Source organism: Arsenophonus nasoniae (assembly GCF_004768525.1).
GTDB classification, from domain to species: Bacteria; Pseudomonadota; Gammaproteobacteria; order Enterobacterales; family Enterobacteriaceae; genus Arsenophonus; species Arsenophonus nasoniae.
In genome coordinates, this window is sequence record NZ_CP038618.1 from 25,636 (window position 1) to 51,051 (window position 25,416).

Below are 25,416 nucleotides of genomic sequence, written 5' to 3' on the forward strand. Positions count from 1 at the left end.
AAGAATTTATTTTATTTTTTATATTAAAAACAAATTCTTATATATATTTTTTGGCCTTTAACTCTTAACTACGCGCGCGCGAGGTTTTTCTGTGGATAACTTTTACTTCAACAAAAACCCTGAACCGAAAAATATGTTACTACTGAGTGACCGTATTTCTCTTTTGCAATTGTGATATTCCGCTTCCTCGTCTGCTCACTCGCTTCGCTCGGTCACAGACTTGTGGCGAGCGGTGGGATTTTAATTAAAAAGATTTTTTTGAGTTAATTAACGCTGAAACATTGCACTATAGCGCTGCTCCAGCTAGCATCACTAGGATTAACGGATTTATTAATTCAGGCAAAACATGAACAAAACAGAACTCATTAATCAAATCGCTGAAAAAGCAGATTTAACCAAAAAAGATTCAGAGAAGGCACTGAACGCTTTCATCGAAACGGTGACAGAATCTTTGAAATCCGGCAGTGACGTACAGCTAGTTGGCTTTGGTAACTTTCAGGTTAAGCAAAGAGCAGCAAGGGAAGGACGCAATCCACAAACAGGCAAGGTTATACAGATTGCTGCTTCAAACGTACCGAGTTTTAAGGCAGGTAAAACTTTGAAAGAAGCCGTTAATTAAAACTTCTGCCAAAAAAAAGCCAACAGGCTGGTGTTGGCTAGAAGCAATGAGTAAAACTATTGATGTAATAAGATAACATATAGTATTACAATTGATAATAATTATCAACAACTATGCTTCAATACCTCATCTTCAACAATTAACATCATCATCGCGGTTATATCGTGCCAATAGGCTTTGCAGGGATGCTACGCATGGGTTACGTGCAATATATCAATCTCTCACTGCTTCGTGGGCTTCGGCGATTTAACTATTGTTATTCTCTGTCACTATTGAGTGTCGCCTTCCATGCCTGACGGCATCAAAACCTAAAACCGCCTGTAATCGATTTTAAGCGTATCAAATTGAAAATCGCTAGATTGGGGTTACCTATATCAAGAAAACGCCGCATAGAGCGTTACAGGACGCTTAAAATTGATTTATGAACCAGATATGAACTGCAATATCAAAAAATTCACCGATTTCTCTAAAATTCCCTGTAATCGATTTTTCGGGTGCTTTCAGATAGAAAAAATCCGATTTTACCCCAAAAATTGCAGTAGTAGCCCCGCACGCCTGCCCGCTAAACATGTCGTTTTTTGTGCAGTTGAACAATTCAATTCAGACTAGGCCAGTACTAGCCTTTCCCATGATTTAAGGTAGCCAAAAAGTTGTGCAAATTTGTGCGTTTTTGTGCAAATCCATGCACTTAATTTATTCAAAAAAATAATGCGCCATAAATCAGCGCATTGAATAGTACTATTTTCTTTTTCTGCTAAGGATGCTGGAAGAAGATGAGAATTGCTCTCAACAAAAAGATGTTAAAGTCTTGTGATAAACTCGTCAATTAAGTTTTAATATAAAACAAAGTATTAAATTTTTTCACTCTAAGCTCATTTTTTACAAAGCTCTGGATTCCATGGTGGAGCGGGGCAATTCGCATCACGGGGAAGGTTTTTAATTGCATCAATTCCACCACTGACTTTACCATCTTTATCTATATGCCAATGAGTACTCCCCATAGAAGTAAACGGAAATGCAGTTATGACTAGATATATTACCGGTACAATAAATTTCATTTTAGTCACCTTAATCTAACCTTTAATTTATAAGTTGGAGAGAATATATTCACATAATCACTAATAAGATAGTTAAATAAGAATTATTATCAATAAAATATTTTGGAATATTGATAATTTTTTGTAAAACAAGGCATTAATCTTAATGACTAAAAAATTCACCCCAACCCCACACGATGCCATATTCAAGCAGTTTTTAAGTGAGAAAGAGACGGCTAAAGATTTTTTCGATATTTGGCTTCCGGATAAGATTAAGTCGCTGTGTGACTTAAATAGCCTAAAAGTGGAATCTGGCTCATTTATCGATAGCGAGATGAAAAACTATCAAAGTGATATTTTGTATTCTGTTAAAACTACAAAGGGCAGCGGATATATCTACGTATTGATTGAATCACAATCATCACCCGATAAGCTCATAGCATGGCGACTTATGCGCTATAGTATGGCTGCCATGCAAAAGCATTTAGAGTCTGGACACAAAGAGTTGCCGCTGGTTTTTCCCATTGTGTTTTATTGCGGTGAACAAAGCCCTCACCCCTATAGCACGAATTGGTTGGACTGTTTTTATGACAAAAAACTCGCCGAGAGTATCTACACCAATCCTTTTAAGTTAGCAGATGTCACCACGCTTGATGGTTAGGAAATTGAATCGCTTTTAAAGTGAGTAGCAAAAGCCATCCCTTATTGCAAAAAGGAGATGGGGATCGATTTATTGTGTTTAGTGCCAGTTAACATTTCCTTAGAGAGTGTAATTTCTAACCTGATTTCCTTATTTTAGACACATTGATCCTGCGTTTAGCTGCGTAACCATCGCTTTTTCTCCAGGTTATGCAGTCTTTCTGACAACAATTCCGTTGCTTTTTTACCCATTTGCGCCCCGGTGAAAAGCAGCCTGTCGCCACACAGAATACATTTGTACGGATCGGTACGCAGAAATCCTTTCATCAGCACAGAAAAACCTGGGTTCTCCGGTTTTTTACGTGCCGTCATCTCAAGTGCCTTATACACTTTCGGCAATAGTTTTCCCCGTTTACGATTCGACAAAAAACCAGAGTAACGCACCATTTTAAAATGCCTGGCCGGAATATGGCTTATATAGCGTCTAATCATCTCTTCCTGCGGCAGAGTCTGCTGCCGATGCTGGCCAGTTCGGTGGTCATGGTAGTGATGAACAACGGCACCCCCTCGGTAATGCCGCAGTTTTGACGCAGATACCGGTGGGCGTTTAAGGTAGCGACCGAGGTACTTAACACTATGCCATGCCCCTTTCGTTTTTTTAGCAAAGTGCACTTTCCAATAACGTCCGTACTGCGCCCTCAAGTAACGCCGCCAATGTTTTTTGTCACGGATATGGCCAAGACCGGGAAGAAGGCCAGGGTTAATTAAATCATAACTGTGACGCAGTAGTCGGATAACAGCCCCTCGCCAGATTTCTTCGACATCCTTTTTTTTGAAAAACAGCTTTCGCCATACACTATGTTTACTATCCAAACCCCCTCGAGTGACGGAAACATGAACATGCGGATGTTGATTGAGTTGCCGGCCATAAGTATGCAAGGCACAGAAAATACCAATTTCGATACCCTGTTTGCGAGCCAACTGCAGCATAGCTCGAGTGGCTGCCCGAAACAGAGCATTAAGTAGCGGCCAGTTATTGTTAAAAAAAGGCCAAAGGAGATGTGGCATGGTGAAAGTAATGTGTTGCCAGTCGCAGTCGGGTAAAATATGAACCTGCTGTGCTAACCACTGCTCGGTGGCTTTAAAGTCACATGAACTGCAGGCTTTTGACTTACAGCTTTGGCAGAAAAAACGGCTGTGAGAACAATCAGACGAAGCGCAACAATAGCGCCGGACACCCATGGCACAAGTGCCGCAGGCAAGCATGCGCTCCACAGATAAACTCGTCCACGAACTAACGCTATCGCCGTATTTTTCGAGGAATTTATTCCAACCGTCATCAATGGTGAAAAGTAGTTTAGCAGGACGAGGGATATACATCTGACTCAATTACCTTATGGGCATCTTGCCAAAGAAACAGAAATTGTCAGATTCGTCAGCCCAGTTATCGGTGTGTTTATCCCAGGGTTCAAAGGAAACAGGGATTATTCCTAGCTCCGTATAGGTGATGAATTCATCGGCAGGCAGACTTTCAGTTATTACCCCCTCAGTGTAGTCGTATCCAGCGTCATCGGCTTGGTCTTGGCGTTGTTTAAAACCCCTGATAATCGTGACTAGCGGCGGGTAATACTGCGTGTCGAGAAAAAATTGGGGGCCGAGTCGGACGCAGTGGCGTATGGCTTCTTTTAGGGTGTCATAAAAAAATTCAGGCGGTCTGTCATCATCATTTTCGGGTGGGAGAGAGATCATAAAACGTTTCGGATAAACAGGCGCTGTGGCACGTGAAGTGACGGGCAGCCTGCCTGATTTAACCGGTTTACGCTTTCTGGGAGATTTATTGCGAGCCATCGAGATGAATCCCTGAAAAAAATTAACCTACTGCAGAGTATAAAACAGTACTCAACTCATTAACATCCCCGAAGCAGCACCGCTGCGCCGCTCACGCGTAGCGTGCTACGTTCTGATAGATAATCAAATAACAGATCATCAAAGTAACGGTTATGCTGGATGGGATAAGAAATTTTATTATGATGGATTACATAAAGATAGTCTTTTAATTAAAGTGGGTATCGAATTAACCAAAATAAAAGAAGGAGAAACAAGTACTGTTATATGGGATGATGTTTTAAAAACAGATCCAAAGAATAAAATAAAAGCATTACGAGAAAGTAATAATATTTATCATGGAATAAGTTTTATTTATGGTTTAAGTGAAAACATTAGCTTAAGTATAAATACTTGTACATCAAAAGATATAAAAAAAGAAGACTTTGAGAATTTTATTCTACCAATGCGTTTTGAGCTTTTGAATTTTTTTAAGGAATTAAATAATGTTTACTAAAGAATATCAAATAAAAGATGAACACTTGGATTTTCAAGGTGTTGTAGATGGACTATATTATCCTTTTTATATGGAATGGTGTAGGCATGCTTTTATGAAAGAATGTGCAAAATTAGATTTAGAAGAAGAATTTAAAAAAGGGCATATTCATACACTTTTAGAGTATTCAATTAAATTCAAAAAAAGCTTAAAAAAAGGCGATTTAATTAATGTGACTTGTTCTACACAGAAATCTGATAAGAAAAATAGGATTAACTTTTTTCAGCAAATACTTGTTGATAATATTGTATATGCAGAAGCCATTTTTACAGCAACTTGTATAATTAATGGAAGACCGACAGTACCTGATGAAGTTTTAAAAACAATTAACCAATAAATACAAAGCTATCCACATACTTTAATATGCGGATAGTTATTGATTTTACCGCCATATTTTCTCAATCGTATATAAGATATATGACTGTATTCTATTGTTGAATAATAACTTTAATTCAACCATTGAGTTAACCTGATACTTTTCTTTTATCCGTTTTAAATATTCACAAACGGTATTTACGCTAATATCAAGCTCAAGTGCTATTTGATCAATTTTATAGACATTACTGTACAGCACAAAAACTTTTAGTTGAGAAGGCGTTAGTTCAGGAAATATGGAATAATAATATGAAAAATTATTAGTTTTAAATACCATAAACCTCCCTAACCTTTGAATAATAGACAGTTGATATACATTTAGATTTCTCAATAAAATCTAATGGAATATAGCGCTCAAAGCCTTTCGATTTGCCAAAAGCTCTTAGCTGACAAGCAGAATGGACGTTGACTTTTCCGTAGATAGCCTTCAAATACGTTTCAGCCGTTGAAGGAAAAATACCTAACTTTCTAGCAATTTCCTTGCTACTCAAGCGATGCAACGCTAAAAACAAAACTTCCCACTCTTTAGCAGTAAACCGTTCGTTAGGTTTCTCCGTAGTAACTGAATAAGGCTGTCTACCTTCCACATATTCCATCGGTGACAAAAACAGGAATTCATGGGCGAGGAAGAAAGTGCCTAGATAGCTATTTTCACTACAAAAAATCGGTAAAAATGGAATTGCCAAACTTTGGGCGCTTTGTTGTAATCAGATGGCAAATGGCATATTACGAAAATGGGGATCTTTCAATCTGTACTTTTTCTATCAATGTTTTCATTTCAAGAGTACGGATTAACTTAAAAAGTAAATCTGTCATTTTGGCATCAGTCTGAATTTTTCCCTCGCTATTGCTAAAACCACAGGGAACATTAGCGCTCAATGAAAATTGAATCATCTGAGGTTTCATGCACCACCCCCAAGTCTCTTGATAAGGCCGAGTTCAGCACTGACTCTTATCGCTTGTTTCGCGTTGCATACGCCCAGTTTTTTCACTACGTTGCTCATATGAAATTTAACTGTGCCTGTTTTAATACCTAATATCATCGCGATTTCAAGATACGTTTTTCCCAAACTCACCCAGTAAAGGATTTCATTTTCCCTCGGGCTAAATATTACCGTCGCCTTTTTACCCTCATTGCTGCGTTCGGTATAAGCGTCAATCAGTTTGTTGTGCGTGACCATCAGCAACATTTGCAGTTTTTCTTTAATTTGTTTTTCCAGTTCAGGAGAATTTTGGTCATCGAAAATCACATTTAACCGTGCCAAATAGTGGTTGAGGTCATGAAAGATGAAAGTATGACCACCACAACAATCACAATTTTTTGTGGCATTCACTATCTTTTTTAACGTCAATTTCAAATTGATGAGAATATTTTCATCCCAAAAAAACGGCAAAGTCCGGTTTAATGATTTTTTAATCAGTGGGTCAACATACTGGTAGCTTTCTGCTTTGTAAATTTCAACCCATTCTTCGGGATAATTTGACAAACAAAAATAACGGTTCGGATTATTTTTATCCATGACAGAATAGGAGTATTTCAACGTGCCAATTTTATTAATTTCGCGCTCCAAAGAAGAGTTGATGACATAATTAATCTCTTTGTCATTCAAAAATAAATTCGGTTGGTTGTTTGAAGTTAAATATTTCATACCTCACCTCCAATACTACGAAGGTACTGACGCTGATGGGTTGTAAGGTATTTTGACGTGTGAGCAAAGCTCAAAAGCTGCTCGATTGATATGCCGCACGCTTTCATTATGCGAGCAATATGCGTACTATTTCGCATAGTCCGACTCCTATCTTCGGTAGGTTTTGGATTAGCTCTTCGTCAGTGTTGGTTCACTGACGAAGAGTGATTATTAATTTTTAATTCAGTTTAACTTAAAATTTTTTCTTTATAATTTTCCGTTTTTCTTTAACCAATTCTTTATTAAGCCTTTTAAGACTGTAGACATATCAACCCTGTTTTTTAAACATTGAATTTTGAAATCAGTATGCAGATCTTCATCGATGATAAATTGAATTCTCTTATCTTTTTGTTTTTTATTATCTAGTATCTTGTTTAAATCGGTATGTTCCCCAAACTCCATAACCGATTGTTCTTTATTTTGTTTTTTTAACGTCATGATAATCTCACTAAATAACAATATGATGATATTATCATATCATGTTAATTATTTCTTGAGTAAGAACTTCTATTTCTCCAATAGCTTTGGTATCTTTGCTATCAAAGATAGTTTCCCCATTAATTAATGTTTTAATATAAGATTGTCGGTTAGTAAGACCTGTTCTCAATCTAGGATACTTGGTATTATTAATACTTAATTTCAAAACATCTAACATATTTGCATTAGCAACCATTCTAGATATAAGAAAACATGCTGGAACTTTACGACTGAATTCTTGAGCTTCCAAGACATTTATAACACTACCTGATGCGCTAAAATCTAATGGAGAAGGAGACACAGGTATTACTACCAAATCACTCACCATTACTGCAGCTGAGGTAATCACTGATAAAGAACCTGCACCATCAATAATAACATAATCATATTCATTTAATTCTTTTCTTACTTGATAAACATCTTTCTCACTTTCTGATGTATATAAATCAAAAATTGCTTTTTGTAATTTATTCCAATTAGTCAAACTTCTTTGAGGATCAGTATCCACAACAGCAACATTCAATCCCTGCCTTGACAAACAAGTTGAAATATTAATCGTTGCTGTAGTCTTTCCAGTCCCACCTTTGGGGTTTAAAAACGAGATAACTTTCATAGCAACCTTATTTATAATATCATTATTTAATAATGATATCATAATTAAACAAAAAGACAATAAACTTATATCATCTTTAACTCAAAAAACAATACACTCAAATAGTGATATCATCATATGATATGATCAACTATTTATTTAATAATGATTTTTTTATCTTGTAAATTTCTTGTTTACCTTTCTCTTGTTTACGTGAGGCTTCAGCTTGCGGAGTATTTTGATTGCGATTTTTGAAAGTAACTTTATCGGTTGATATGTCTAAAAATATTTCATAATCAGGAAGATCGTTAGATCTAAGCAAGGCTTTTAATTTTCTTTTAAACTCCTTTAAAAGAGAAGAAGTGCCTATTTTGGAATACAATTTATCAAGTGAAATGGTAAATTCGTGTTGACTACCGCAATGCTTACGAGCAATCTCATAAATTCGTCGATCTATAGCTTTCCGTATTCGAAAAAAATCAGGATTAATCTGCAATACTTTAGTTTTAGTAATAGCTTGATACAACCAATCTGGCAAAGTCACCTCTACCATACCAATTTCAAGTTTACCTTTTTGTTTTTCGACTATTTCCCACTTGTCTATTAATCCAAAATCAATAGTTTTTTTATCATTGTCAGAATAAATAATGTTTGTTTGTATCCTTGTGCCAGATAATCGAGATAGCGCCTTTTTCAAATCTTCATATGCACGCCCACTTTTAGCTCGATTAGTCGTAACAAAAAAATCATAAGGAGTAAAAGCTACAGTACGACTAATAGGCTGATTGTTATTAATCGCTTCCTGCAATTTTGATATAGCATAAATCCATATATCTTTATCAAAGATCGTTGCTAATCCAATTTCGGCTGCTGGCCTCACTATAACGACAACATTACCGTTTTTATATTCTCTAACTTTCATATCCCCGCCTTTTAAGGCAAAAAAAGGATGTTCCATACTTGCCATTTCATCACGAAATGTCGAAATATCGACATCATCAGCAATAAAAAATTCGAGGTGTTTATGTTTATAAGGTCGTAATGTCTTCAAGTTGTTTTTTCTCTTTTTGTTTGTAAAATCAACCATAGCCTCTCTCCTAGAGCTTTAGGATTGTTGGTTAGAGCCTGTCAAGTGTTGCTATCACCTGACAGGTTTGTTTTTTAGATGGTTTTCGACTTTTAGACACCAGCTATCGACTTTTAGACACCAATCATCAACTTTCAGACACCGAGATGAAAGTTTAATTGTTAATTATCAAATACTTAAATTAACTTTTCTGGCTTTAACTCTTTTAACTTATACATAACTAAATATAACTACGCGCGCGCGAGGTTTTTCTGGGGATAACTTTTTTTCTAACAAAAAACCTAAAACTAAAAATATATTACTACTGAGTGACCGTATTTCTTTTTTGCAATTGTGATATTCCGCTTCCTCGTCTGCTCACTCGCTACGCTCGGTTACAGACTTGCGGCGAGCGTAGACGTTTTAATTAAAAAGATTTTTTGAGTTAATTAACACTGAAACATTGCACTATAGCGCTGCTCCAGCTAGCATCACTAGGATTAACGGATTTATTAATTCAGGCAAAACATGAACAAAACAGAACTCATTAATCAAATCGCTGAAAAAGCAGATTTAACCAAAAAAGATTCAGAGAAGGCACTGAACGCTTTCATCGAAACGGTGACAGAATCTTTGAAATCCGGCAGTGACGTACAGCTAGTTGGCTTTGGTAACTTTCAGGTTAAGCAAAGAGCAGCAAGGGAAGGACGAAATCCACAAACAGGCAAGGTTATACAGATTGCTGCTTCAAACGTACCGAGTTTTAAGGCAGGTAAAATTTTGAAAGAAGCCGTTAATTAAAACTTCTGCCAAAAAAAAGCCAACAGGCGGGTGTTGGCTAGAAGCAATAAGTAAAACTATTTATGTAATGAGATAACATATAGTATTACAATTGATAATAATTATCAACAACTATGCTTCAATACCTCATCTTCAACAATTAACATCATCATCGCGGTTATATCGTGCCAATAGGCTTTGCAGGGATGCTACGCATGGGTTACGTGCAATATATCAATCTCTCACTGCTTCGCGGGCTTCGGCGATTAAGCTATTATCATTTTCTGTTACTACTGAGCGTCGCCTTCCATGCCTGACGGCATTAAAACGTCACTATAAGCGATTCTAAGCCACGCAAAATTATTGGCAATACGTTTTGATGAGTTAAATCACGAAAACGCCGTACAGAGCGATACGGGTAGCTTAAAATCGATTTACGAACCAGAGATGAACTGCAATATAAAAAAATTCACCGATTTCTCTAAAATTCCCTGTAATCAATTTTTTGGGTGTTTTTAGATAGAAAAAATCCGATTTTACCCCAAAAATTGCAGTAGTAGCCCCGCACGCCTGCCCGTTAAAAGTGTCGTTTTTTATGCAGTTACACAATGCCACTCAGCCTAGGTCATTACTGGCCTTTTCGGTGATTTTAGGTGGAAAAAAACTTGTGCAAATTTATGCACTTTTATGCAAATCCATGCACTTATTTCTCAATAAAAAATAAGTATAAGTTTTCAAAAAAACACCCCGTTGGTTAACGAGGTGTTTTGATCGATTGAAGGATTAATGTCATGTAATGAAAAGATTGCTCATTCAATATAGTGTATTCGTTTGTTATGATGCAATTTGTTATGTAAACAACGAAAATATCAGATGAGTAAAAAACGCAGTTTGAAAAAATTAAACATCAAACGCAAAGACAATGCTTTTGTAGCTAAACCGTTTTTGGTATTTGATGTTAAGAATCAGCATTCTTCACAATTTTTTGATACTTACGATGAAGCTGCTGATTACTGTATCGATAAGGGATTATCAACATTTCTGGAAGTCGGAGAGGTGAGTTACATTAATTCTAATGAGCTTTCGCTATCTCCCGTTAATTTTTATTTTGTGCCAAAAAATTCATCAACAATCTATGTAATTGATGTTGATGATTTTGAGGAAGTGAGCAAAGAGATAATGGAAGGTAAAGTCTTTTTACCTTGTCCTTCAAACTCTCTTCATTGATATTTTTCTAAGTTAAAAGCGAATATTACAAGATGAATAAAAAATTCACACCAACCCCACACGATGCGGTATTTCGTCAGTTTTTAAGTGAGAAAGAGACGGCAAAAGACTTCTTTGATATCTGGCTTCCTGATGAGATTAAAGCCCTGTGTGACTTGGATTCCCTTAAGGTGGAATCTGGCTCTTTTATCGATGCGGAGATGAAAAATTACCAAAGTGATATTATCTATTCAGTCAGAACCTCAAAGGGTAATGGATATATCTATGTTTTGATTGAGCACCAGTCCACCCCTGATAAGCTCATGGCATGGCGACTCATGCGCTATAGTATGGCTGCCATGCAGAAGCACCTAGAAGCCGGACACAGGCAATTACCGCTCGTTTTCCCATTTTATTTTATTGTGGTGAACAAAGTCCTCACCCCTATAGTACGAATTGGTTAGACTGTTTTCACGACAGAAAACTAGCAGAGCATATCTATACGCAACCGTTTAAGTTAGCTGATGTTACCACGCTTGATGATGGTGAGATTATGCAACACAAGCGAATAGCGTTATTGGAGTTGATACAGAAGCACATTCGTAGACGGGATATGACGGAGCTTATGAATGAAATTGTTACGCTGTTGTCGTATAATTATTATACCGATAATCAAGTCATCACGATGTTCAACTATCTCATTCAGGAAGGTAACGCTCAAGAGCCAATGGAATTCATCACCGAGATAGCCAGACAATCAGAAAAACACGAAGGCGCACTTATGACGATTGCTCAACAAATTGAAGAAATTGGAATTCAAAAAGGTATACAACAAGGTAAAGCAGAAGGCATTCAAGAGGGAATGCAGAAGGGTAAAATTGAAGGCGAAAAACAGGCTTCGATGAAGATAGCGCGTCAACTTCTTGAAAAAGGCGTAGAAAGAGATATCGTGAAATTATCAACGGGGCTCACTGATACCGAAATGAGCAACCTGTTTAAAGATTAAACGATGACGGAACGCAAGAAATTAAGCCTCAATCGCCCTAGAAAGGCTTCACCAGAAGAACAGACTTCAAGTACCCCTGTTTACAGTAAAAAGGTCTGGGTAAATGCTACGCACAAAAAACAAGCAAAAAAGCCTCATCCTCCCAAAGGAGCAAAACGGCAGCCCAAGAAATCGGTTGTTAAACCTAAACAGGAAGTGAAGGTTAAAATTCCAAAACTGCCCACACCGCCCAAAAAGCGATTGCCATTAGAGGAAGCGATTTCACAAATCAGCACGTTTTGGCCTTATCTTTTTCCCGATGGAAAGTTGTGCCTAATGAAACTTGGTATCCAGCAGGATATGTGGCAAGAAGTGAAAGAAAAGGGTTTCCCAATAGCCAGAAGGCGTTTGAGAGCCTGTTTAGGGAGTATTGGTCATCATACTGATTATCGCGCACTTATTCAGTTAGGGGCGTTTCGTTATGACAAAGACGGTCAGATAGTCGGAGAGGTCACCCAAGCGGATGTTGACGATAATTTGCAACGTTTAGCAATATCCTTGCTGCTTAAGCGGTACATCGTGAAAAACAATACTTGCCACTCTTTAGCAGTAAACAGTTTGTTAGGTTTTTCTGTGGTCACAGCATAAGGCTGCATGCCATCGACATAATCCAGCGGCGACAAAAACAGGAACTCGTGAGCGTGAAAGAAAGTGCCGAGGTAGCCATTTTCACTACAAAAAAGCGGTAGAAAATGAAAGTGCCAGACTTTGGGTGCTTTCTTGAAATCAGAAACCAGTTTAATAATGACAAAAAACGGCGATTTTTCAGTGCGGATTTTCTCTAATAAAGTCACCATTTCAGGCGCATCTTTATTCAAACCAAGAAAATCTACCATTTTAGCGTTGGCCTTAATTTCCCCTTCACTATCAACAAAACCAGAAGGAACAGCGCTACTCAAAAAGAATTTAATCATCTCGGAGTTCATGCTGCACCCCCAATATTACGAAGGTACTCGCTCTGACGGGTTGTAAGATGTTTTGACGTGTGAGCAAAGCTCAAAAGCTGCTCGATTGATATGCCGCACGCTTTCATTATGCGTGCAATATGCGTACTATTTCGCATAGTCCGACTCCTAGTTCTCTTAGGGTTTGGATTAGCTCTATGTCAGTGTTCACGCACTGACATAGAGTGTTATTTTTTATTCACAATTACTTTATCTTTTTCATCAATTTCACAAGACCATCCAGTAACAGAAGATAGTTCTTTAAGAGATTTTTTCATCTTAAAGCGAAACATTCTTAACTCAGCTATTTCACTACCACAAAGTTTCTTCAAAGTTTCAATTTTTATAGGTAAGGGTTTAACATGGCTGCTGAAAAAACTATAGAGCCATTGAGTGAGAGGTTTAGCTTTAAGCTTTAATCTCAAATCTTTAGTAATTCCAGTCCAACTTGAATCCCCAAAACAAGAGATAATTTTAGGATTTAGAGATATACAATTTTTACCTGTTTCTTCCTCACGATATATTTCATTGATTAAACTTCCAATATACGTATATTTTCCGTCAGATAAGTAAATACTACTGGATTGCATTCGGTTTAAGCTATCATATAGCCAATCATACTGATTTCCCTGTGCTCCGCTTTATTCCCTTCAGGAATTCATATGATGAAAATCGAACGATATGTCCCAGTGGAGTATCTTTACAGCGACTTATACACTCAAGCCAAACATCCAAATCAGCTTGATCTAGTTGTTCCCCTGTATATTTAACGGTATAACCGTTGAATGTAGCCTTAATAACATTTTTTGGAACTTCCTTCCCCTTTCTACCACTCCAAAAGGGCACTTCGCAAAATAACGTTGGGGACGGGGATTTGTATTTTTTACTAACAGGCAAATATGTATGCTCCCCTAATAATTTTTCTGTTGATTCACTTGTTGGAGTTAACTCCTTATAATCTATTTTTTCTTCACTATTTTGGGTTGTTTTTTTATGTTTTTCAGCTAATGCATTGAATCGATCTAGTATGTTTTTCATCACGCAATTTCTCCTAGTACTAGAAAAAGGAAGTGAAGAAAAATGTAAAATGCATTAGTTAGTAGCATAGAGGACAAACAAAGAATGCCTTTACAAAACACGATACAAATAGCTATCATTATAAATGCTGACATAAAACCCTCTGATGGTTTTTAGCTACTAGCCCCTGGCCTTTCCCAAGCAGGGGCTAAAATCATTTGTTCTTTAATACAAACCTATTTACCGTCATCGGAGTAACGGTAATCCCTTTCTTCTTGAGCCAATCTGCTATTTGTCTGTATGAATACCCCTTTTGTCGCATCTCAAAAATATCAGATTTAAGCTGTTCTAAAAGAGGTGTCTTAGCACCCATTGGCTTTTCCATCAACGCTCCTCTAAAACTTTAATAATCACATCAATTATAACATAATAAACAAATACAACAAATATAACGCAAACACGGCATAGCGGTAACGCAAACACGGCATAGCGGTAACGCAAACACGGCATAGCGGTAACGCAAACACGGCATAGCGGTAACGAAAACACGGCATAGCGGTAACGCAAACACGGCATATTAAGAAAAAAAGTACAGAATAGCTGTAATAAAAAGTCATTCAATAAATTATAAAGATAATAAATACAACAACTTATATTCATTCAATGAAGTAAATAGGAAGGTAATAGTTCAACCGAGTAATTTGATAAGCTATTGATTTTAAAAATAAAAAAAACCAACAAGTGGTTAATTAAGTCATTGAAAATAAAAGAAAAAATAAAATAACAGCCAACCAAAAAAAGCCAGCTAATCTTTTATAATCAAAAAAATATAATCTTTTTTAATCGACTTCCCCCCTGTGGATAACTTTTCTTCCAACAAAAACAATAAACCCAAAAACATGTTACTACTGAGTCACCGTATTTCTTTTTTGCTAATAGTGATATTCCGCTTCCTCGTCTGCTCACTCGCTACGCTCGGTCACAGACTTGCGGCGAGCGTAGGAGTTTTAATTAAAAAGATTTTTTGGGTTAACTAACCTCAAACATTGCACTATTCAGTTGCTACAGCTAGCATCACTAGGATTAACTTATCCATTAATTCAGGCATACCATGAACAAAACAGAACTCATTAATCAAATCGCTGAAAAAGCTGACCTAACAAAAAAAGATGCAAAGAAAGCACTGAACGCATTGATTGAAACCGTGACAGAAGCGCTAAAGGCGGGAGATGAAGTACAACTCGTTGGTTTTGGCAGCTTTCAAGTTAAGCAACGCGCTGCAAGGGAAGGACGCAATCTGCAAACAGGCGAGATTATTCAAATTGCTTCTGCAAACGTACCGAGTTTTAAAGCGGGTAAAACTTTGAAAGAAGCGGTCAATTAAAAATTCAAGTAAAAATATAGCCAACATGCTGGCGTTGGCTAGAAGCGGCAATAAACAAAATTATTTATGTAATAAGATAACATACAGTATCAAAATTGAGAATGATTATCAACACCTCATCTTCGACAATTAACATCATCATCGCTGTCATATCGTGCCAATTAGCTTTGCAGGAATGCTGCGCATGGGTTACGTGCAATATATCAATCTCTCACCGCTTCGCGGGCTTCGGCGATTTGACTATTGTCATTCTCTGTCACTATTGAGTATCGCCTTCCATGCCTAACGGCATCAAAAAACCACTATAAGCAATTCCAAGCCCCGCAAAATTATTGGCAATACGTTTTGATGAGTTAAATCACGAAAACGCCGTACAGAGCGTTACAGGACGCTTAAAATTGATTTATGAACCAGAGATGAACTGCAATATCAAAAAATTCACCGATTTCTCTAAAATTCCCTGTAATCAATTTTTTGGTGTTTTTAGATAGAAAAAATCCGATTTTACCCCAAAAATTGCAGTAGTAGCCCTGCCGCGCCTGTGCACCAAATGTGTCGTTTTTTATGCAGTTGCACAATGCCTTTCATCCTAGGCCAATACTGGCCTTTTCGGTGATTTTAGGTGGAAAAAAACTTGATGGTTAGGAAATTGAATCGCTTTTAAAGTGAGTAGCAAAAGCCATCCCTTATTGCAAAAAGGAGATGGGGATCGATTTATTGTGTTTAGTGCCAGTTAACATTTCCTTAGAGAGTGTAATTTCTAACCTGATTTCCTTATTTTAGACACATTGATCCTGCGTTTAGCTGCGTAACCATCGCTTTTCTCCAGGTTATGCAGTCTTTCTGACAACAATTCCGTTGCTTTTTTACCCATTTGCGCCCCGGTGAAAAGCAGCCTGTCGCCACACAGAATACATTTGTACGGATCGGTACGCAGAAATCCTTTCATCAGCACAGAAAACCTGGGTTCTCCGGTTTTACGTGCCGTCATCTCAAGTGCCTTATACACTTTCGGCAATAGTTTTCCTCGTTTACGATTCGACAAAACCAGAGTAACGCACCATTTTAAAATGCCTGGCCGGAATATGGCTTATATAGCGTCTAATCATCTCTTCCTGCGGCAGAGTCTGCTGCCGATGCTGGCCAGTTCGGTGGTCATGGTAGTGATGAACAACGGCACCCCCTCGGTAATGCCGCAGTTTTGACGCAGATACCGGTGGGCGTTTAAGGTAGCGACCGAGGTACTTAACACTATGCCATGCCCCTTTCGTTTTTTTAGCAAAGTGCACTTTCCAATAACGTCCGTACTGCGCCCTCAAGTAACGCCGCCAATGTTTTTGTCACGGATATGGCCAAGACCGGGAAGAAGGCCAGGGTTAATTAAATCATAACTGTGACGCAGTAGTCGGATAACAGCTGTCAGAAAGGCGGGATAAAATGGTCAAAACGATGGTTACAAACCGCAGCCTAGGAGCAGTGTGCCTATTATTAGGCTTTTAGATGATAATTTAACCGAATTACTGTTCTCATGGTTAATCAACGAGAAAACTGTCAGAATTTAATAGAAATATTGAGTTCAAAACACCTCCATTAATACCTTACTGTATTGATTGAGATTCCTAACCATGAACCCGAGCGTCAGGCCGTTGATTTTTTAAAAAGCGCCATCGGCGCGCCTCGGAGTTCTGGCAATAACTGTAGAAAAGGAGGTTTAACCCCCTCTTTGGATGTACACTATTTTATGCCTGATGGTGCCTCCCGTGAGTTTTTTTTACTTAGGGAGTACGGTTTTTGAACGTAGCACGCTACGCGTGAGCGGCGCAGCGGTGCTGCTTCGGGGATGTTAATGAGTTGAGTACTGTTTTATACTCTGCAGTAGGTTAATTTTTTTCAGGGATTCATCTCGATGGCTCGCAATAAATCTCCCAGAAAGCGTAAACCGGTTAAATCAGGCAGGCTGCCCGTCACTTCACGTGCCACAACGCCTGTTTATCTGAAACGTTTTATGATCTCTCTCCCACCCGAAAATGATGATGACAGACCGCCTGAATTTTTTTATGACACCCTAAAAGAAGCCATACGCCACTGCGTCCGACTCGGCCCCCAATTTTTTCTCGACACGCAGTATTACCCGCCGCTAGTCACGATTATCAGGAGTTTTGAACAACGCCAAGACCAAGCCGATGACGCTGGATACGACTACACTGAGGGGGAATAACTGAAAGTCTGCCTGCCGATGAATTCATCACCTATACGGAGCTGGGAATAATCCCTGTTTCCTTTGAACCCTGGGATAAACACACCGATAACTGGGCTGACGAATCTGACAATTTCTGTTTCTTTGGCAAGATGATGCCCATAAGGTAACGGAAACAGATGTATATCCCTCGTCCTGCTAAACCACTTTTCACCATTGATGACGGTTGGAATAAATTCGAAAAAAATACGGCGATAGCGTTAGTTCGTGGACGAGTTTATCTGTGGAGCGCATGCTTGCCTGCGGCACTTGTGCCATGGGTGTCCGGCGCTATTGTTGCGCTTCGTCTGATTGTTCTCACAGCCGTTTTTCTGCCAAAGCTGTAAGTCAAAAGCCTGCAGTTCATGTGGCTTTAAAGCCACCGAGCAGTGGTTAGCACAGCAGGTTCATATTTTACCCGACTGCGACTGGCAACACATTACTTTCACCATGCCACATCTCCTTTGGCCTTTTTTTAACAATAACTGGCCGCTACTTAATGCTCTGTTTCGGGCAGCCACTCGAGCTATGCTGCAGTTGGCTCGCAAACAGGGTATCGAAATTGGTATTTTCTGTGCCTTGCATACTTATGGCCGGCAACTCAATCAACATCCGCATGTTCATGTTTCCGTCACTCGAGGGGGTTTGGATAGTAAACATAGTGTATGGCGAAACCTGTTTTTCAAAAAAAGGATGTCGAAGAAATCTGGCGAGGGGCTGTTATCCGACTACTGCGTCACAGTTATGATTTAATTAACCCTGGCCTTCTTCCCGGTCTTGGCCATATCCGTGACAAAAAACATTGGCGGCGTTACTTGAGGGCGCAGTACGGACGTTATTGGAAAGTGCACTTTGCTAAAAAAAACGAAAGGGGCATGGCATAGTGTTAAGTACCTCGGTCGCTACCTTAAACGCCCACCGGTATCTGCGTCAAAACTGCGGCATTACCGAGGGTGCCGTTGTTCATCACTACCATGACCACCGAACTGGCCAGCATCGGCAGCAGACTCTGCCGCAGGAAGAGATGATTAGACGCTATATAAGCCATATTCCGGCCAGGTATTTTAAAATGGTGCGTTACTCTGGTTTTTTGTCGAATCGTAAACGGGGAAAACTATTGCCGAAAGTGTATAAGGCACTTGAGATGACGGCACGTAAAACCGGAGAACCCAGGTTTTTCTGTGCTGATGAAAGGATTTCTGCGTACCGATCCGTACAAATGTATTCTGTGTGGCGACAGGCTGCTTTTCACCGGGGCGCAAATGGGTAAAAAAAGCAACGGAATTGTTGTCAGAAAGACTGCATAACCTGGAGAAAAGCGATGGTTACGCAGCTAAACGCAGGATCAATGTGTCTAAAATAAGGAAATCAGGTTAGAAATTACACTCTCTGAGGAAATGTTAACTGGCACTAAACACAATAAATCGATCCCCATCTCCTTTTTGCAATAAGGGATGGCTTTTGCTACTCACTTTAAAAGCGATTCAATTTCCTAACCATCGAGCTGGAAGCGGTTATTGAAGAAAACAGAGAACTCTTTGAGCAAGCAAAAAAAGAAGCAGAGGAAAAAGAAAAGCAACGCCTTGACTTAATTAAACTCATTGAAGATAGTGGCTTTAGTCTTGATTCACTCTTAAACCCTGTCACCACGGGCAAAATTAAAACAAAGAAAAAAAGTAGTATTAATGCCAGAAAGCCAAAATATGAATTTTAGACGAAAACGGTGATATCCAAACATGGTCAGGCAATGGCAAGCCACCCACAGCACTCCAAATTACTCGATGATGGGGAATGAGCTAGAGGAATTTTTAATAAAAACTAAAATTTATTATAAAAAAATATAGGTACAGGAATAAAACTGTACCTATAAATTAGATATCGAAAGTTAAAAAAATCAGGAGGAGACTGACAATATCTATTAAAATTAAATATAACAACCGATTATTTATTTGTACTTATATCATCTTTAATGCAAAAGGCACTTCCATCAAGATATTTTAAATCGTCATTCTCTAGATTATTTTTAAATTCCTTTACTGCAAACTGACACGCCTGTTCCGTTTTAAATTCTTGAGAATGAATACTAGCAAAATTATTTGTTGAGTAGGGAGTTGAAAACATAGTAAGAATTAATACCCACATATGATTCTCCTCTATTTATAATAATAAATATTTATATTTAAAATAGAAATATGAAGGTATTAAAATACAATACTTAAATATTTCCCTGGTGTTGGAACTTAATATTTAATTATCATCTGAACATCTTTAATTTAACTTAAGTATAAAAAATAAACTAAATAAAAAACCCCCTAATATTGGGGTAACTAAATAAGTATAATTTCCATGAAAAATTTAGAAAATAAAAAAGGTTGAAAGAAATATTTATAAATTAAAATATAAAAACTTAAAATTAACTATTTTTAAAAATATAAAACTACGCTATAAGTTGTACGCCTTTACGAATAAAGTTAGCAGGAATATATGCATCAAGACCTTTATGTTTACAGTATTCAATAAGTTGAGCATTGCTATTAACATCAGCTTTTCTATAGATACTTTATGTGTGAATCTATCGTTGAAGGAAGAAAACCATCTAGTCTTTAGCAATTTCCTTTAGCAGTTAGCCGTTGTTGTGCCCAGAAAATAACTTCTAGTTCTCTTTTTGGTGAAGGTGTTATTAGGCGCATCAAATTGAATCGTTTTTCTATTAAGCCTATTTATGTAATATAATAAATTAGGTAAATCAAGCCTTCGCCCGTGTCCAACCAGACCAATTATTTTATTTTTTTTATCATAAAGTGGTATTTGTTCAGCTAAATGAGGGACAAGTTCACCGCGGTTACCCTTCCCATAATGATGGATTGCTATAGATATTATTTTTGTATTTTCCTCAATTGCCTTTTTGTCGTTTTTTAAGAATTCAGGCCAAAGTTCTTCACATATTTCGGTGGGAACTTCTCTATCTGACTTACCTTCAGGATTGAATTTCTTAGGAAACCGGAAAAAATTAAACGCAGAGCTATTCACAAATATATATTTAGCATCCAAATCTTTTATAAGCCAGTGGTCTGAACTGTTTTTTATAAATGATATTAATGATTGTGGTGATGACACATATGATTTTATTTCATCTTTACTTTTTTTCATGATATTAACCTTCTTTTTAAAGGAGTTAATCAGACTATTTAATAGTAAATTTAATCTGATAATTATGGAAGGAAAGCAGCATGATAAATAATGCACGAGATGCTTATGCTTTTGATCGTTTGCCAAAAGAGGAAAAAGCCAGCCTGTTTAATGTCGCTATTGTTCGTATGGGATTGTCTACTTCGTTAGCTCAATTTATGTTGGGAGCCACTTTAGGACATAGGATGACCTTTATTGAAGCAATGATAGCTACAACGATTGGTAGTTTGGTTTTATTATTCGTTAGCTTTGGTTTAGGTTTCGCTGGTATGAAAGAAAGTCTGTCAACCAGTATTTTATCAAAAATGTGTGGTTTTGGAAAAATAAGCTCTATGTTTATAGGTATTATTATTTCCATAAGTTCGTTATGTTGGTTTGGTATTAATATTTCACTTATTTCGCAAGGTGCTATTAATACAATTTTGCCTAACGGTAATTCATTCTTTATTATTATAATCACAGGTTTAGTCTTCACTTTTCTCGTGGCTTTTGGATTCAAAGGATTAAGTATTACCGCAAAAATAACGGTACCTTTGTTTTTAACAGTAATATTTTTTATAAGCTTAAAAGAGGTTGTTCTAACTCAAAATAATTTTGATTTATCAAAACCAAATGGCGAACCTTTGTCCCTTGGTGAAGCATCTACTATGGTGGCTGGACTATACATTATAGGTGCGTTAATTACCCCAGATATTAGTCGATATTGCAAAAGTGGCAAGCATGTATTCTGGATGATATTTAGCTCTATTCTTGTCGGTGAGTTTTTAATCAACGGTGTTGCTATATTGGTTGCACATGCATTAGGCACTGATAATGTTGTTGAAATAATGTTACATAGTGCAGGTATCATTGGACTAATCACAATTATTCTGTCCGCAATTAAGGTTAATGATACAAATCTTTATTCATCTTCCCTTCACATGTTAGGATTCCTAGGATCCGTTACAAAAAGAAAATTTAGTTATGCCACCATGACTATCGTTCTTGGTTTGTTGGGTACTTTTTTATCGGCTGCTGGCATCTTGGAACATTTAACCGCATTTTTATTGGCGTCAGGGGTCTTTTTTCCACCAATAGCAGGGGTAATGCTAGTTGATTACTACATTTTAAAAACAAGTCGCAAAATCTTAGACGAAACGAGAGAAAAAGGATTATTGCCGGATGACTCACAGACTCCACTCATTGGCTGGTCTGCGATTATTGCCTGTATTGTTGGTACACTTGTCGGTGTATTCTTCAACTTCGGCATACCTTCTTTGAATTCTATTCTGGTGGCAGGAGTGGTTTATTGGCTTTTAATGAAAAAGAGATAAGAGATAAGAGATAAGAAACAAAAACAGGCAGTATTATTTTTGCTGCCTATTTTGAGAAAAACTTAAAGGCTAAAACCTGAATTTTGCTCTTGCCGTTGCTGTTTTTTCTGCTCCTGTTTGGGCTGTTCAATCACCTGTTTTTGTTTTGCTTCTTCAACATTGGCTTCCAGTGTTGCCCGTTGTGCTTTCAAAGCCTCCAGTTCGTCTTTTGGCATGGCACGGTTTCGCATGCTTTGATTTAATGATGCTAACGCTTTTTCAGCGTGGCGAAACGGTGAGTCAATCTGGCTGTTTTTGAGACTGGCTAAATCAATATAAACAGGCTCAACCTTACGCATATCTATGTTTTTGGTATCAATGCCCATCTGGTTTAAATCCGTTTCTTTCAGGTCTTTAAGCTGCATAACCATCTTGTCATCTTGCTTAAATGCCACCTTGAAGCGGATAACATTCTCAAAGCCATCATTTTGAGGGGCTGCCATCATAATCAGGCGGTTAAAGGCTTTATCATCGATTTTATAAGACTGGTTTTGTGTATCGGCTTGTATTTTCTCTGGTTCAACACTTTTTTGAGATGTTTCAGGTTGCAATGCCGACTGTTGTATTTCAGGCACTGCGGTAGCTTGTTGGGGCGTTTGCACCGTTTTTTGCTGCAATTTTTCAATATGGGCTAACATCATCTGATGATATTTATCCGGTGACAAAATAATATTGAGATTTTTTTCAGCAGCCGCAATCGCGCAGGTCTGTTTAAACTGCTTACTCCCTGTTAATCGTAATTTACCACCAAACTTGTTTTTGGCGTATTCCAGCGCCATGGCTGCTTGTGCTTTACTGCTATTACCTGAAAACTCGATATGTGACCCTTTATCAGAAAAAACCACTTCCTGCGTCTTTTTATCAAGATAATCAACCTGTTTTTCTTGCTTACTTGCCACCAAATCAGCCAGTTTTAGTCCTTTATTAAAATCTTCCTCAAATTGAAGTGCCTGTTGTTTACGGGCAACCGATTTTTCAAACGTAAAATCACTATCATCATTGAGTATCATATTTTTGTTCATGTTAATGTTTCCTTTTAAAATCGCATTTATTTTGGATAAGTTATCTTCTTTAGGCTGCCAATGGTTATGGATGCCATTAATTAACTGTCTTTTTTCACGAATCACCCGATTTAATGCATCACGCGTTTGTAATTGCGAAAATAAGATAAAACCACGCTCAACTTCGCGTTTTCTTTCATCCCTAATCGATTTAAGCCCCTTCATCGCCTGACGATAATCATCAAATAACTGCCGCCGATTTTCAGAATAGAGGGCATTTAACGCAGATTGACAATCTTTCTTTGATGATAGTCTCTCCTTGTTTTGTTCAGTCGTTAACGGCTCATGTTTCAATACGGAAAGAAAAGACCTGTTTTTTACTTGTGCATCATTGACAGTAATCAAATCCGCTTTAGCCGACTGCCAATCAAGATTTAAGTGTTTCGTTAAAAAATCGCTGGCATTTAAGTTCCGATTTCCAACGTTAAATCGTGGGCTGTTATCTTTGGCAAACGTCACACGGTGATCATGTGGATCGATATTGTATTTGACAGCACAAAACGATAAAAACCGATGCGGATCAATCTTGTTTCGGATTTCACGCATGATCATCACATCATTTGCATTGGGTTGATTTTTCACCTGATACAGCGATTGACTGATAACGTCATTTATTCCTCGAGCATCCGATGACCATCGCACTGACCGACTAAAATGTTGTCTTTCTTGTCGTGTTGCTGCCACATAATCACCTGAAAGTGATGGCAATACAGATTGAGATTGGTGGGTTTCTCGTCCTGCAAATCCCTGTAGCTGGTAAACCATGTTGCGTGTCTGCAAAGATGGCAATCGCTTTTCTGCTGAGGATCGGGTTGAATATCGTGAGAAAGGCTTCTCAATACTTCGCTGGGGATCTCTTCCTGATAAAGATCGTTCAATGTCATTCTTTTGGAATCTATCTCCTTCTGAATTATCAAGCTGGTATTTTCATTATATTGCTTCCTTATTTCATTAAGTTTGTCTTGCTTTTCATTTTCATGTAACACCGCATATTGTTGCCTTAACTTTTGACCTGCGGAATGAATATGTTTGATTTCATGACTGGTTTTCTCAATCCATGTTGCTAGCCTGTTTTCAATCTGTTTAGTAGCGGGTTTACGAATAGGTATTGTTCGGTTTTCAATAAACTGTTTTGAAAACAAAGGACTCTTTAAACGAATGAATTTTTGTTCTTCCGGTAACTTAATACCGATATATTGATTAGTCATTCCTTTATTATAAATTTTTATTTCACCCATTTTTTTTAAATGAGACTTAAACGCTGATTGCGTAAAAATCTTGTCGTTATCCAACGATTCAAAAAGCGTTTTTTTGAATTCCGCTTGCTTTTCATGGAATAAATCGCCTTTCATTCGTGAAAGAACATTAGCATGGTTAGCGTCACTTATTCTAATACCATCTTTTGGACTCACTAAATGGTATTTAAGATTAATATGTTCTTGGATTGCATCCAGTTGATCGATATAAAGTTCCCCTTTCCCTCTTGGGTTTAAAACGTTTCCTGTTACTAGATTTTTTTCAGGAATGATAATATGAATATGCGGCTTTCTTTCAATCAATTTCCCTGTTTTTTCATCATTAATATATTTTACTTTAGGAATATGTGCCTCCGCATAAAAACAATACTCGTCAGAATGATACGCATTCATCAGCAGATTTTTATACTCTTGAGTAACTTTTTGAAGTATCTCAGAAGAAATAGAAGACTCATAAAAAGAAAGCGATATGTGAATATACCGCTCCTGTCCTTTATCAGTAATTGAATGAATAACATGATTAAGGTGTTCAATGTTACCCTCTAAAATTAATCGGTTATCCAGTTCATCACGGTTTAAAGCGCGCCCTTGCTTGATACCATTAACCAGATAATCAACAATGCCTTTATTTCCGCCATCAATTCTACTTATCATGTTCAATACCTGATAAAAGATTATCGCTAATGGTATTAAGAGTAGTTAGCCATCGAATTAAACGTTGCTCCGTTATCATCCCGTCTTGATAAACAGTATTAATCTGCTTCGCAATCTGATTAATGTTATTGCTGGTTTTATTAAAGTAAAAAAGCAGACGGTCATATTTTTCTGAATTAATTTTATTGTGAATATCGGGATCTAACTGCTTGGTTAACAATAATCGGAAAAACTCCGACTTTGATAAACCGAGTGTATCGATGACCTCTTTGAACGGCGCATACTCTGATTCTGTCAGTCTGAATGTAATATGAATATTTTTGTTATCTTTTTTCATAGGCTCGTAGAGCCTCCATTTTTACGATAGTTAAAATGTATGGGGTTTAAGGGGTTTACCCCTTAGCACGTCGATTGTAGCA

Annotated in this window: 31 protein-coding genes and 3 pseudogenes; 13 read left to right on the forward strand and 21 right to left on the reverse strand. The window is 37.6% G+C overall.

Going from position 1 to position 25,416, the window contains the following annotated elements; all coding sequences use genetic code 11:
- Positions 1–346 precede the first annotated feature (346 nt).
- Positions 347–619, forward strand: a complete 273-nt coding sequence (locus ArsFIN_RS22875; protein ID WP_026823744.1) for an HU family DNA-binding protein — start codon at positions 347–349, stop codon at positions 617–619.
- Between the two features lie 872 nt (positions 620–1,491).
- On the opposite strand, the gene ArsFIN_RS22880 is transcribed toward ArsFIN_RS22875, so the two are convergent.
- Positions 1,492–1,677, reverse strand: a complete 186-nt coding sequence (locus tag ArsFIN_RS22880) for a hypothetical protein (RefSeq protein WP_026824217.1) — start codon at positions 1,675–1,677, stop codon at positions 1,492–1,494.
- A gap of 145 nt (positions 1,678–1,822) precedes the next feature.
- Between ArsFIN_RS22880 and ArsFIN_RS22885 the strand changes: the two genes are divergently transcribed.
- Positions 1,823–2,317, forward strand: coding sequence for an Rpn family recombination-promoting nuclease/putative transposase (locus ArsFIN_RS22885; RefSeq protein WP_246067560.1), 495 nt, complete (start codon positions 1,823–1,825; stop codon positions 2,315–2,317).
- 155 nt (positions 2,318–2,472) lie between these two features.
- On the opposite strand, the gene ArsFIN_RS22890 is transcribed toward ArsFIN_RS22885, so the two are convergent.
- Together ArsFIN_RS22890 and ArsFIN_RS22895 are read right to left on the reverse strand one after the other, a co-directional pair.
- The gene (locus ArsFIN_RS22890; protein WP_135678813.1) at positions 2,473–3,675 is read right to left on the reverse strand and encodes an IS91 family transposase; all 1,203 of its coding nucleotides are present in this window, start codon (positions 3,673–3,675) and stop codon (positions 2,473–2,475) included.
- A 9-nt stretch (positions 3,676–3,684) separates the two neighbouring features.
- Positions 3,685–4,143, reverse strand: coding sequence for a hypothetical protein (locus tag ArsFIN_RS22895; protein ID WP_135678330.1), 459 nt, complete (start codon positions 4,141–4,143; stop codon positions 3,685–3,687).
- 214 nt (positions 4,144–4,357) lie between these two features.
- Here ArsFIN_RS22895 and ArsFIN_RS27870 point away from each other — a divergent pair, with 214 nt between their 5' ends.
- Both ArsFIN_RS27870 and ArsFIN_RS22905 read left to right on the forward strand, forming a co-directional pair.
- Positions 4,358–4,636, forward strand: a complete 279-nt coding sequence (locus ArsFIN_RS27870; RefSeq protein WP_246067562.1) for a hypothetical protein — start codon at positions 4,358–4,360, stop codon at positions 4,634–4,636.
- Entirely contained in the window at positions 4,626–5,012 is a 387-nt protein-coding gene (locus tag ArsFIN_RS22905; protein ID WP_026824105.1) for an acyl-CoA thioesterase, read from the forward strand. The genes ArsFIN_RS27870 and ArsFIN_RS22905 overlap by 11 nt, the downstream gene beginning before the upstream one ends.
- Positions 5,013–5,057: 45 nt before the next feature.
- On the opposite strand, the gene ArsFIN_RS29000 is transcribed toward ArsFIN_RS22905, so the two are convergent.
- The 8 genes from ArsFIN_RS29000 to ArsFIN_RS22940 form a co-directional block, all read right to left on the reverse strand.
- Positions 5,058–5,327: a helix-turn-helix transcriptional regulator gene (locus ArsFIN_RS29000; protein WP_026824106.1), complete on the reverse strand. Its 270-nt coding sequence runs from the start codon at positions 5,325–5,327 to the stop codon at positions 5,058–5,060.
- Positions 5,317–5,736 (reverse strand): helix-turn-helix transcriptional regulator, encoded by a 420-nt coding sequence (locus ArsFIN_RS22915; RefSeq protein WP_135678815.1) that lies wholly within the window; start codon positions 5,734–5,736, stop codon positions 5,317–5,319. The genes ArsFIN_RS29000 and ArsFIN_RS22915 overlap by 11 nt, the downstream gene beginning before the upstream one ends.
- A gap of 40 nt (positions 5,737–5,776) precedes the next feature.
- On the reverse strand, positions 5,777–5,956 hold the full coding sequence (locus ArsFIN_RS22920) for a hypothetical protein (RefSeq protein ID WP_135678817.1): 180 nt from the start codon (positions 5,954–5,956) through the stop codon (positions 5,777–5,779).
- Complete coding sequence (locus ArsFIN_RS22925; RefSeq protein WP_034250123.1) at positions 5,953–6,699, reverse strand: helix-turn-helix transcriptional regulator; 747 nt, start codon at positions 6,697–6,699, stop codon at positions 5,953–5,955. The genes ArsFIN_RS22920 and ArsFIN_RS22925 overlap by 4 nt, the downstream gene beginning before the upstream one ends.
- Positions 6,696–6,836 (reverse strand): hypothetical protein, encoded by a 141-nt coding sequence (locus ArsFIN_RS26740; protein ID WP_155847008.1) that lies wholly within the window; start codon positions 6,834–6,836, stop codon positions 6,696–6,698. Before ArsFIN_RS26740 ends, ArsFIN_RS22925 begins: the two co-directional genes overlap by 4 nt.
- A gap of 109 nt (positions 6,837–6,945) precedes the next feature.
- Positions 6,946–7,176, reverse strand: coding sequence for a plasmid partition protein ParG (locus tag ArsFIN_RS22930; RefSeq protein WP_034250124.1), 231 nt, complete (start codon positions 7,174–7,176; stop codon positions 6,946–6,948).
- 34 nt (positions 7,177–7,210) lie between these two features.
- Positions 7,211–7,828 carry a ParA family protein gene (locus ArsFIN_RS22935; protein ID WP_026823742.1) on the reverse strand — a complete coding sequence of 206 codons (618 nt, stop codon included), beginning with the start codon at positions 7,826–7,828 and terminating at the stop codon, positions 7,211–7,213.
- 130 nt (positions 7,829–7,958) lie between these two features.
- A complete protein-coding gene (locus tag ArsFIN_RS22940) occupies positions 7,959–8,894 on the reverse strand; it encodes a replication initiator protein A (protein WP_026823743.1) in 936 nt (311 codons plus the stop codon).
- Positions 8,895–9,401: 507 nt separating this feature from the next.
- On the opposite strand from ArsFIN_RS22940, the gene ArsFIN_RS22945 reads away from it, so the two are divergent.
- The 4 genes and pseudogenes from ArsFIN_RS22945 to ArsFIN_RS22960 all read left to right on the forward strand — a co-directional run bounded on the left by ArsFIN_RS22945 (position 9,402) and on the right by ArsFIN_RS22960 (position 12,492).
- Positions 9,402–9,674, forward strand: a complete 273-nt coding sequence (locus ArsFIN_RS22945; RefSeq protein ID WP_135678818.1) for an HU family DNA-binding protein — start codon at positions 9,402–9,404, stop codon at positions 9,672–9,674.
- A gap of 852 nt (positions 9,675–10,526) precedes the next feature.
- Entirely contained in the window at positions 10,527–10,880 is a 354-nt protein-coding gene (locus ArsFIN_RS22950) for a hypothetical protein (RefSeq protein WP_026823745.1), read from the forward strand.
- A gap of 32 nt (positions 10,881–10,912) precedes the next feature.
- Positions 10,913–11,865, forward strand: a pseudogene (locus ArsFIN_RS22955) (Rpn family recombination-promoting nuclease/putative transposase).
- 3 nt (positions 11,866–11,868) lie between these two features.
- A complete protein-coding gene (locus tag ArsFIN_RS22960) occupies positions 11,869–12,492 on the forward strand; it encodes a ProQ/FINO family protein (RefSeq protein ID WP_026823747.1) in 624 nt (207 codons plus the stop codon).
- A gap of 334 nt (positions 12,493–12,826) precedes the next feature.
- Here ArsFIN_RS22960 and ArsFIN_RS26745 read toward each other — a convergent pair whose 3' ends face one another.
- From ArsFIN_RS26745 to ArsFIN_RS26750, 4 genes are all read right to left on the reverse strand, one after another.
- Positions 12,827–12,967 (reverse strand): hypothetical protein, encoded by a 141-nt coding sequence (locus ArsFIN_RS26745; protein ID WP_167876762.1) that lies wholly within the window; start codon positions 12,965–12,967, stop codon positions 12,827–12,829.
- Positions 12,968–13,036: 69 nt separating this feature from the next.
- Positions 13,037–13,438, reverse strand: a complete 402-nt coding sequence (trfA, locus tag ArsFIN_RS22965) for a plasmid replication initiator TrfA (RefSeq protein ID WP_135678820.1) — start codon at positions 13,436–13,438, stop codon at positions 13,037–13,039.
- A 25-nt stretch (positions 13,439–13,463) separates the two neighbouring features.
- Complete coding sequence (locus ArsFIN_RS22970) at positions 13,464–13,889, reverse strand: hypothetical protein (RefSeq protein WP_135678822.1); 426 nt, start codon at positions 13,887–13,889, stop codon at positions 13,464–13,466.
- 190 nt (positions 13,890–14,079) lie between these two features.
- Entirely contained in the window at positions 14,080–14,250 is a 171-nt protein-coding gene (locus ArsFIN_RS26750) for a recombinase family protein (protein WP_155847010.1), read from the reverse strand.
- 726 nt (positions 14,251–14,976) lie between these two features.
- Between ArsFIN_RS26750 and ArsFIN_RS22980 the strand changes: the two genes are divergently transcribed.
- Positions 14,977–15,249 carry an HU family DNA-binding protein gene (locus ArsFIN_RS22980; RefSeq protein WP_026824124.1) on the forward strand — a complete coding sequence of 91 codons (273 nt, stop codon included), beginning with the start codon at positions 14,977–14,979 and terminating at the stop codon, positions 15,247–15,249.
- Between the two features lie 800 nt (positions 15,250–16,049).
- On the opposite strand, the pseudogene ArsFIN_RS29195 reads toward ArsFIN_RS22980, so the two are convergent.
- Positions 16,050–16,669 (reverse strand): annotated as a pseudogene (locus ArsFIN_RS29195) (IS91 family transposase); the annotation flags it as partial.
- 486 nt (positions 16,670–17,155) lie between these two features.
- Between ArsFIN_RS29195 and ArsFIN_RS22990 the strand changes: the two are divergent.
- The 3 genes and pseudogenes from ArsFIN_RS22990 (at position 17,156) to ArsFIN_RS29015 (ending at position 19,199) form a co-directional block, all read left to right on the forward strand.
- Positions 17,156–17,467 (forward strand): hypothetical protein, encoded by a 312-nt coding sequence (locus ArsFIN_RS22990; RefSeq protein WP_135678825.1) that lies wholly within the window; start codon positions 17,156–17,158, stop codon positions 17,465–17,467.
- A gap of 158 nt (positions 17,468–17,625) precedes the next feature.
- Positions 17,626–18,792 (forward strand): annotated as a pseudogene (locus ArsFIN_RS22995) (IS91 family transposase).
- Between the two features lie 197 nt (positions 18,793–18,989).
- On the forward strand, positions 18,990–19,199 hold the full coding sequence (locus ArsFIN_RS29015; protein WP_407062056.1) for an H-NS family histone-like protein: 210 nt from the start codon (positions 18,990–18,992) through the stop codon (positions 19,197–19,199).
- 227 nt (positions 19,200–19,426) lie between these two features.
- On the opposite strand, the gene ArsFIN_RS23005 is transcribed toward ArsFIN_RS29015, so the two are convergent.
- Positions 19,427–19,627 (reverse strand): hypothetical protein, encoded by a 201-nt coding sequence (locus ArsFIN_RS23005; RefSeq protein WP_034250554.1) that lies wholly within the window; start codon positions 19,625–19,627, stop codon positions 19,427–19,429.
- A gap of 474 nt (positions 19,628–20,101) precedes the next feature.
- A complete protein-coding gene (locus ArsFIN_RS23010) occupies positions 20,102–20,635 on the reverse strand; it encodes a PAS domain-containing protein (protein WP_135678827.1) in 534 nt (177 codons plus the stop codon).
- A gap of 80 nt (positions 20,636–20,715) precedes the next feature.
- On the opposite strand from ArsFIN_RS23010, the gene ArsFIN_RS23015 reads away from it, so the two are divergent.
- Positions 20,716–21,987: a purine-cytosine permease family protein gene (locus tag ArsFIN_RS23015; protein ID WP_051297191.1), complete on the forward strand. Its 1,272-nt coding sequence runs from the start codon at positions 20,716–20,718 to the stop codon at positions 21,985–21,987.
- Between the two features lie 62 nt (positions 21,988–22,049).
- Here the strand turns inward: ArsFIN_RS23015 and ArsFIN_RS23020 are convergent, their stop codons facing one another.
- Genes ArsFIN_RS23020 through ArsFIN_RS23030 form a run of 3 tightly spaced genes read right to left on the reverse strand, consistent with a single transcriptional unit; the run spans position 22,050 to position 25,334 of the window.
- Complete coding sequence (locus tag ArsFIN_RS23020) at positions 22,050–23,771, reverse strand: LPD7 domain-containing protein (RefSeq protein WP_135678829.1); 1,722 nt, start codon at positions 23,769–23,771, stop codon at positions 22,050–22,052.
- A complete protein-coding gene (locus ArsFIN_RS23025; protein WP_135678831.1) occupies positions 23,699–24,997 on the reverse strand; it encodes a hypothetical protein in 1,299 nt (432 codons plus the stop codon). The genes ArsFIN_RS23020 and ArsFIN_RS23025 overlap by 73 nt, the downstream gene beginning before the upstream one ends.
- Positions 24,987–25,334 (reverse strand): plasmid mobilization protein, encoded by a 348-nt coding sequence (locus tag ArsFIN_RS23030; RefSeq protein WP_135678833.1) that lies wholly within the window; start codon positions 25,332–25,334, stop codon positions 24,987–24,989. The genes ArsFIN_RS23025 and ArsFIN_RS23030 overlap by 11 nt, the downstream gene beginning before the upstream one ends.
- Positions 25,335–25,416 lie beyond the last annotated feature (82 nt).

Excerpts from the sequence above, each read along its gene's own strand:
- ArsFIN_RS22875 (WP_026823744.1), top strand. The coding sequence starts at position 347 with ATGAACAAAACAGAACTCATTAATCAAATCGCTGAAAAAGCAGATTTA.
- ArsFIN_RS22880 (WP_026824217.1), bottom strand. The coding sequence starts at position 1,677 with ATGAAATTTATTGTACCGGTAATATATCTAGTCATAACTGCATTTCCG.
- ArsFIN_RS22885 (WP_246067560.1), top strand. The coding sequence starts at position 1,823 with ATGACTAAAAAATTCACCCCAACCCCACACGATGCCATATTCAAGCAG.
- ArsFIN_RS22890 (WP_135678813.1), bottom strand. The coding sequence starts at position 3,675 with ATGTATATCCCTCGTCCTGCTAAACTACTTTTCACCATTGATGACGGT.
- ArsFIN_RS22895 (WP_135678330.1), bottom strand. The coding sequence starts at position 4,143 with ATGGCTCGCAATAAATCTCCCAGAAAGCGTAAACCGGTTAAATCAGGC.
- ArsFIN_RS22905 (WP_026824105.1), top strand. The coding sequence starts at position 4,626 with ATGTTTACTAAAGAATATCAAATAAAAGATGAACACTTGGATTTTCAA.
- ArsFIN_RS29000 (WP_026824106.1), bottom strand. The coding sequence starts at position 5,327 with ATGGTATTTAAAACTAATAATTTTTCATATTATTATTCCATATTTCCT.
- ArsFIN_RS22920 (WP_135678817.1), bottom strand. The coding sequence starts at position 5,956 with ATGAAACCTCAGATGATTCAATTTTCATTGAGCGCTAATGTTCCCTGT.
- ArsFIN_RS22925 (WP_034250123.1), bottom strand. The coding sequence starts at position 6,699 with ATGAAATATTTAACTTCAAACAACCAACCGAATTTATTTTTGAATGAC.
- ArsFIN_RS26740 (WP_155847008.1), bottom strand. The coding sequence starts at position 6,836 with ATGCGAAATAGTACGCATATTGCTCGCATAATGAAAGCGTGCGGCATA.
- ArsFIN_RS22930 (WP_034250124.1), bottom strand. The coding sequence starts at position 7,176 with ATGACGTTAAAAAAACAAAATAAAGAACAATCGGTTATGGAGTTTGGG.
- ArsFIN_RS22935 (WP_026823742.1), bottom strand. The coding sequence starts at position 7,828 with ATGAAAGTTATCTCGTTTTTAAACCCCAAAGGTGGGACTGGAAAGACT.
- ArsFIN_RS22940 (WP_026823743.1), bottom strand. The coding sequence starts at position 8,894 with ATGGTTGATTTTACAAACAAAAAGAGAAAAAACAACTTGAAGACATTA.
- ArsFIN_RS22945 (WP_135678818.1), top strand. The coding sequence starts at position 9,402 with ATGAACAAAACAGAACTCATTAATCAAATCGCTGAAAAAGCAGATTTA.
- ArsFIN_RS22950 (WP_026823745.1), top strand. The coding sequence starts at position 10,527 with ATGAGTAAAAAACGCAGTTTGAAAAAATTAAACATCAAACGCAAAGAC.
- ArsFIN_RS22960 (WP_026823747.1), top strand. The coding sequence starts at position 11,869 with ATGACGGAACGCAAGAAATTAAGCCTCAATCGCCCTAGAAAGGCTTCA.
- ArsFIN_RS26745 (WP_167876762.1), bottom strand. The coding sequence starts at position 12,967 with ATGCGAAATAGTACGCATATTGCACGCATAATGAAAGCGTGCGGCATA.
- trfA (WP_135678820.1), bottom strand. The coding sequence starts at position 13,438 with ATGCAATCCAGTAGTATTTACTTATCTGACGGAAAATATACGTATATT.
- ArsFIN_RS26750 (WP_155847010.1), bottom strand. The coding sequence starts at position 14,250 with ATGGAAAAGCCAATGGGTGCTAAGACACCTCTTTTAGAACAGCTTAAA.
- ArsFIN_RS22980 (WP_026824124.1), top strand. The coding sequence starts at position 14,977 with ATGAACAAAACAGAACTCATTAATCAAATCGCTGAAAAAGCTGACCTA.
- ArsFIN_RS22990 (WP_135678825.1), top strand. The coding sequence starts at position 17,156 with ATGGCTCGCAATAAATCTCCCAGAAAGCGTAAACCGGTTAAATCAGGC.
- ArsFIN_RS23005 (WP_034250554.1), bottom strand. The coding sequence starts at position 19,627 with ATGTGGGTATTAATTCTTACTATGTTTTCAACTCCCTACTCAACAAAT.
- ArsFIN_RS23010 (WP_135678827.1), bottom strand. The coding sequence starts at position 20,635 with ATGAAAAAAAGTAAAGATGAAATAAAATCATATGTGTCATCACCACAA.
- ArsFIN_RS23015 (WP_051297191.1), top strand. The coding sequence starts at position 20,716 with ATGATAAATAATGCACGAGATGCTTATGCTTTTGATCGTTTGCCAAAA.
- ArsFIN_RS23025 (WP_135678831.1), bottom strand. The coding sequence starts at position 24,997 with ATGATAAGTAGAATTGATGGCGGAAATAAAGGCATTGTTGATTATCTG.
- ArsFIN_RS23030 (WP_135678833.1), bottom strand. The coding sequence starts at position 25,334 with ATGAAAAAAGATAACAAAAATATTCATATTACATTCAGACTGACAGAA.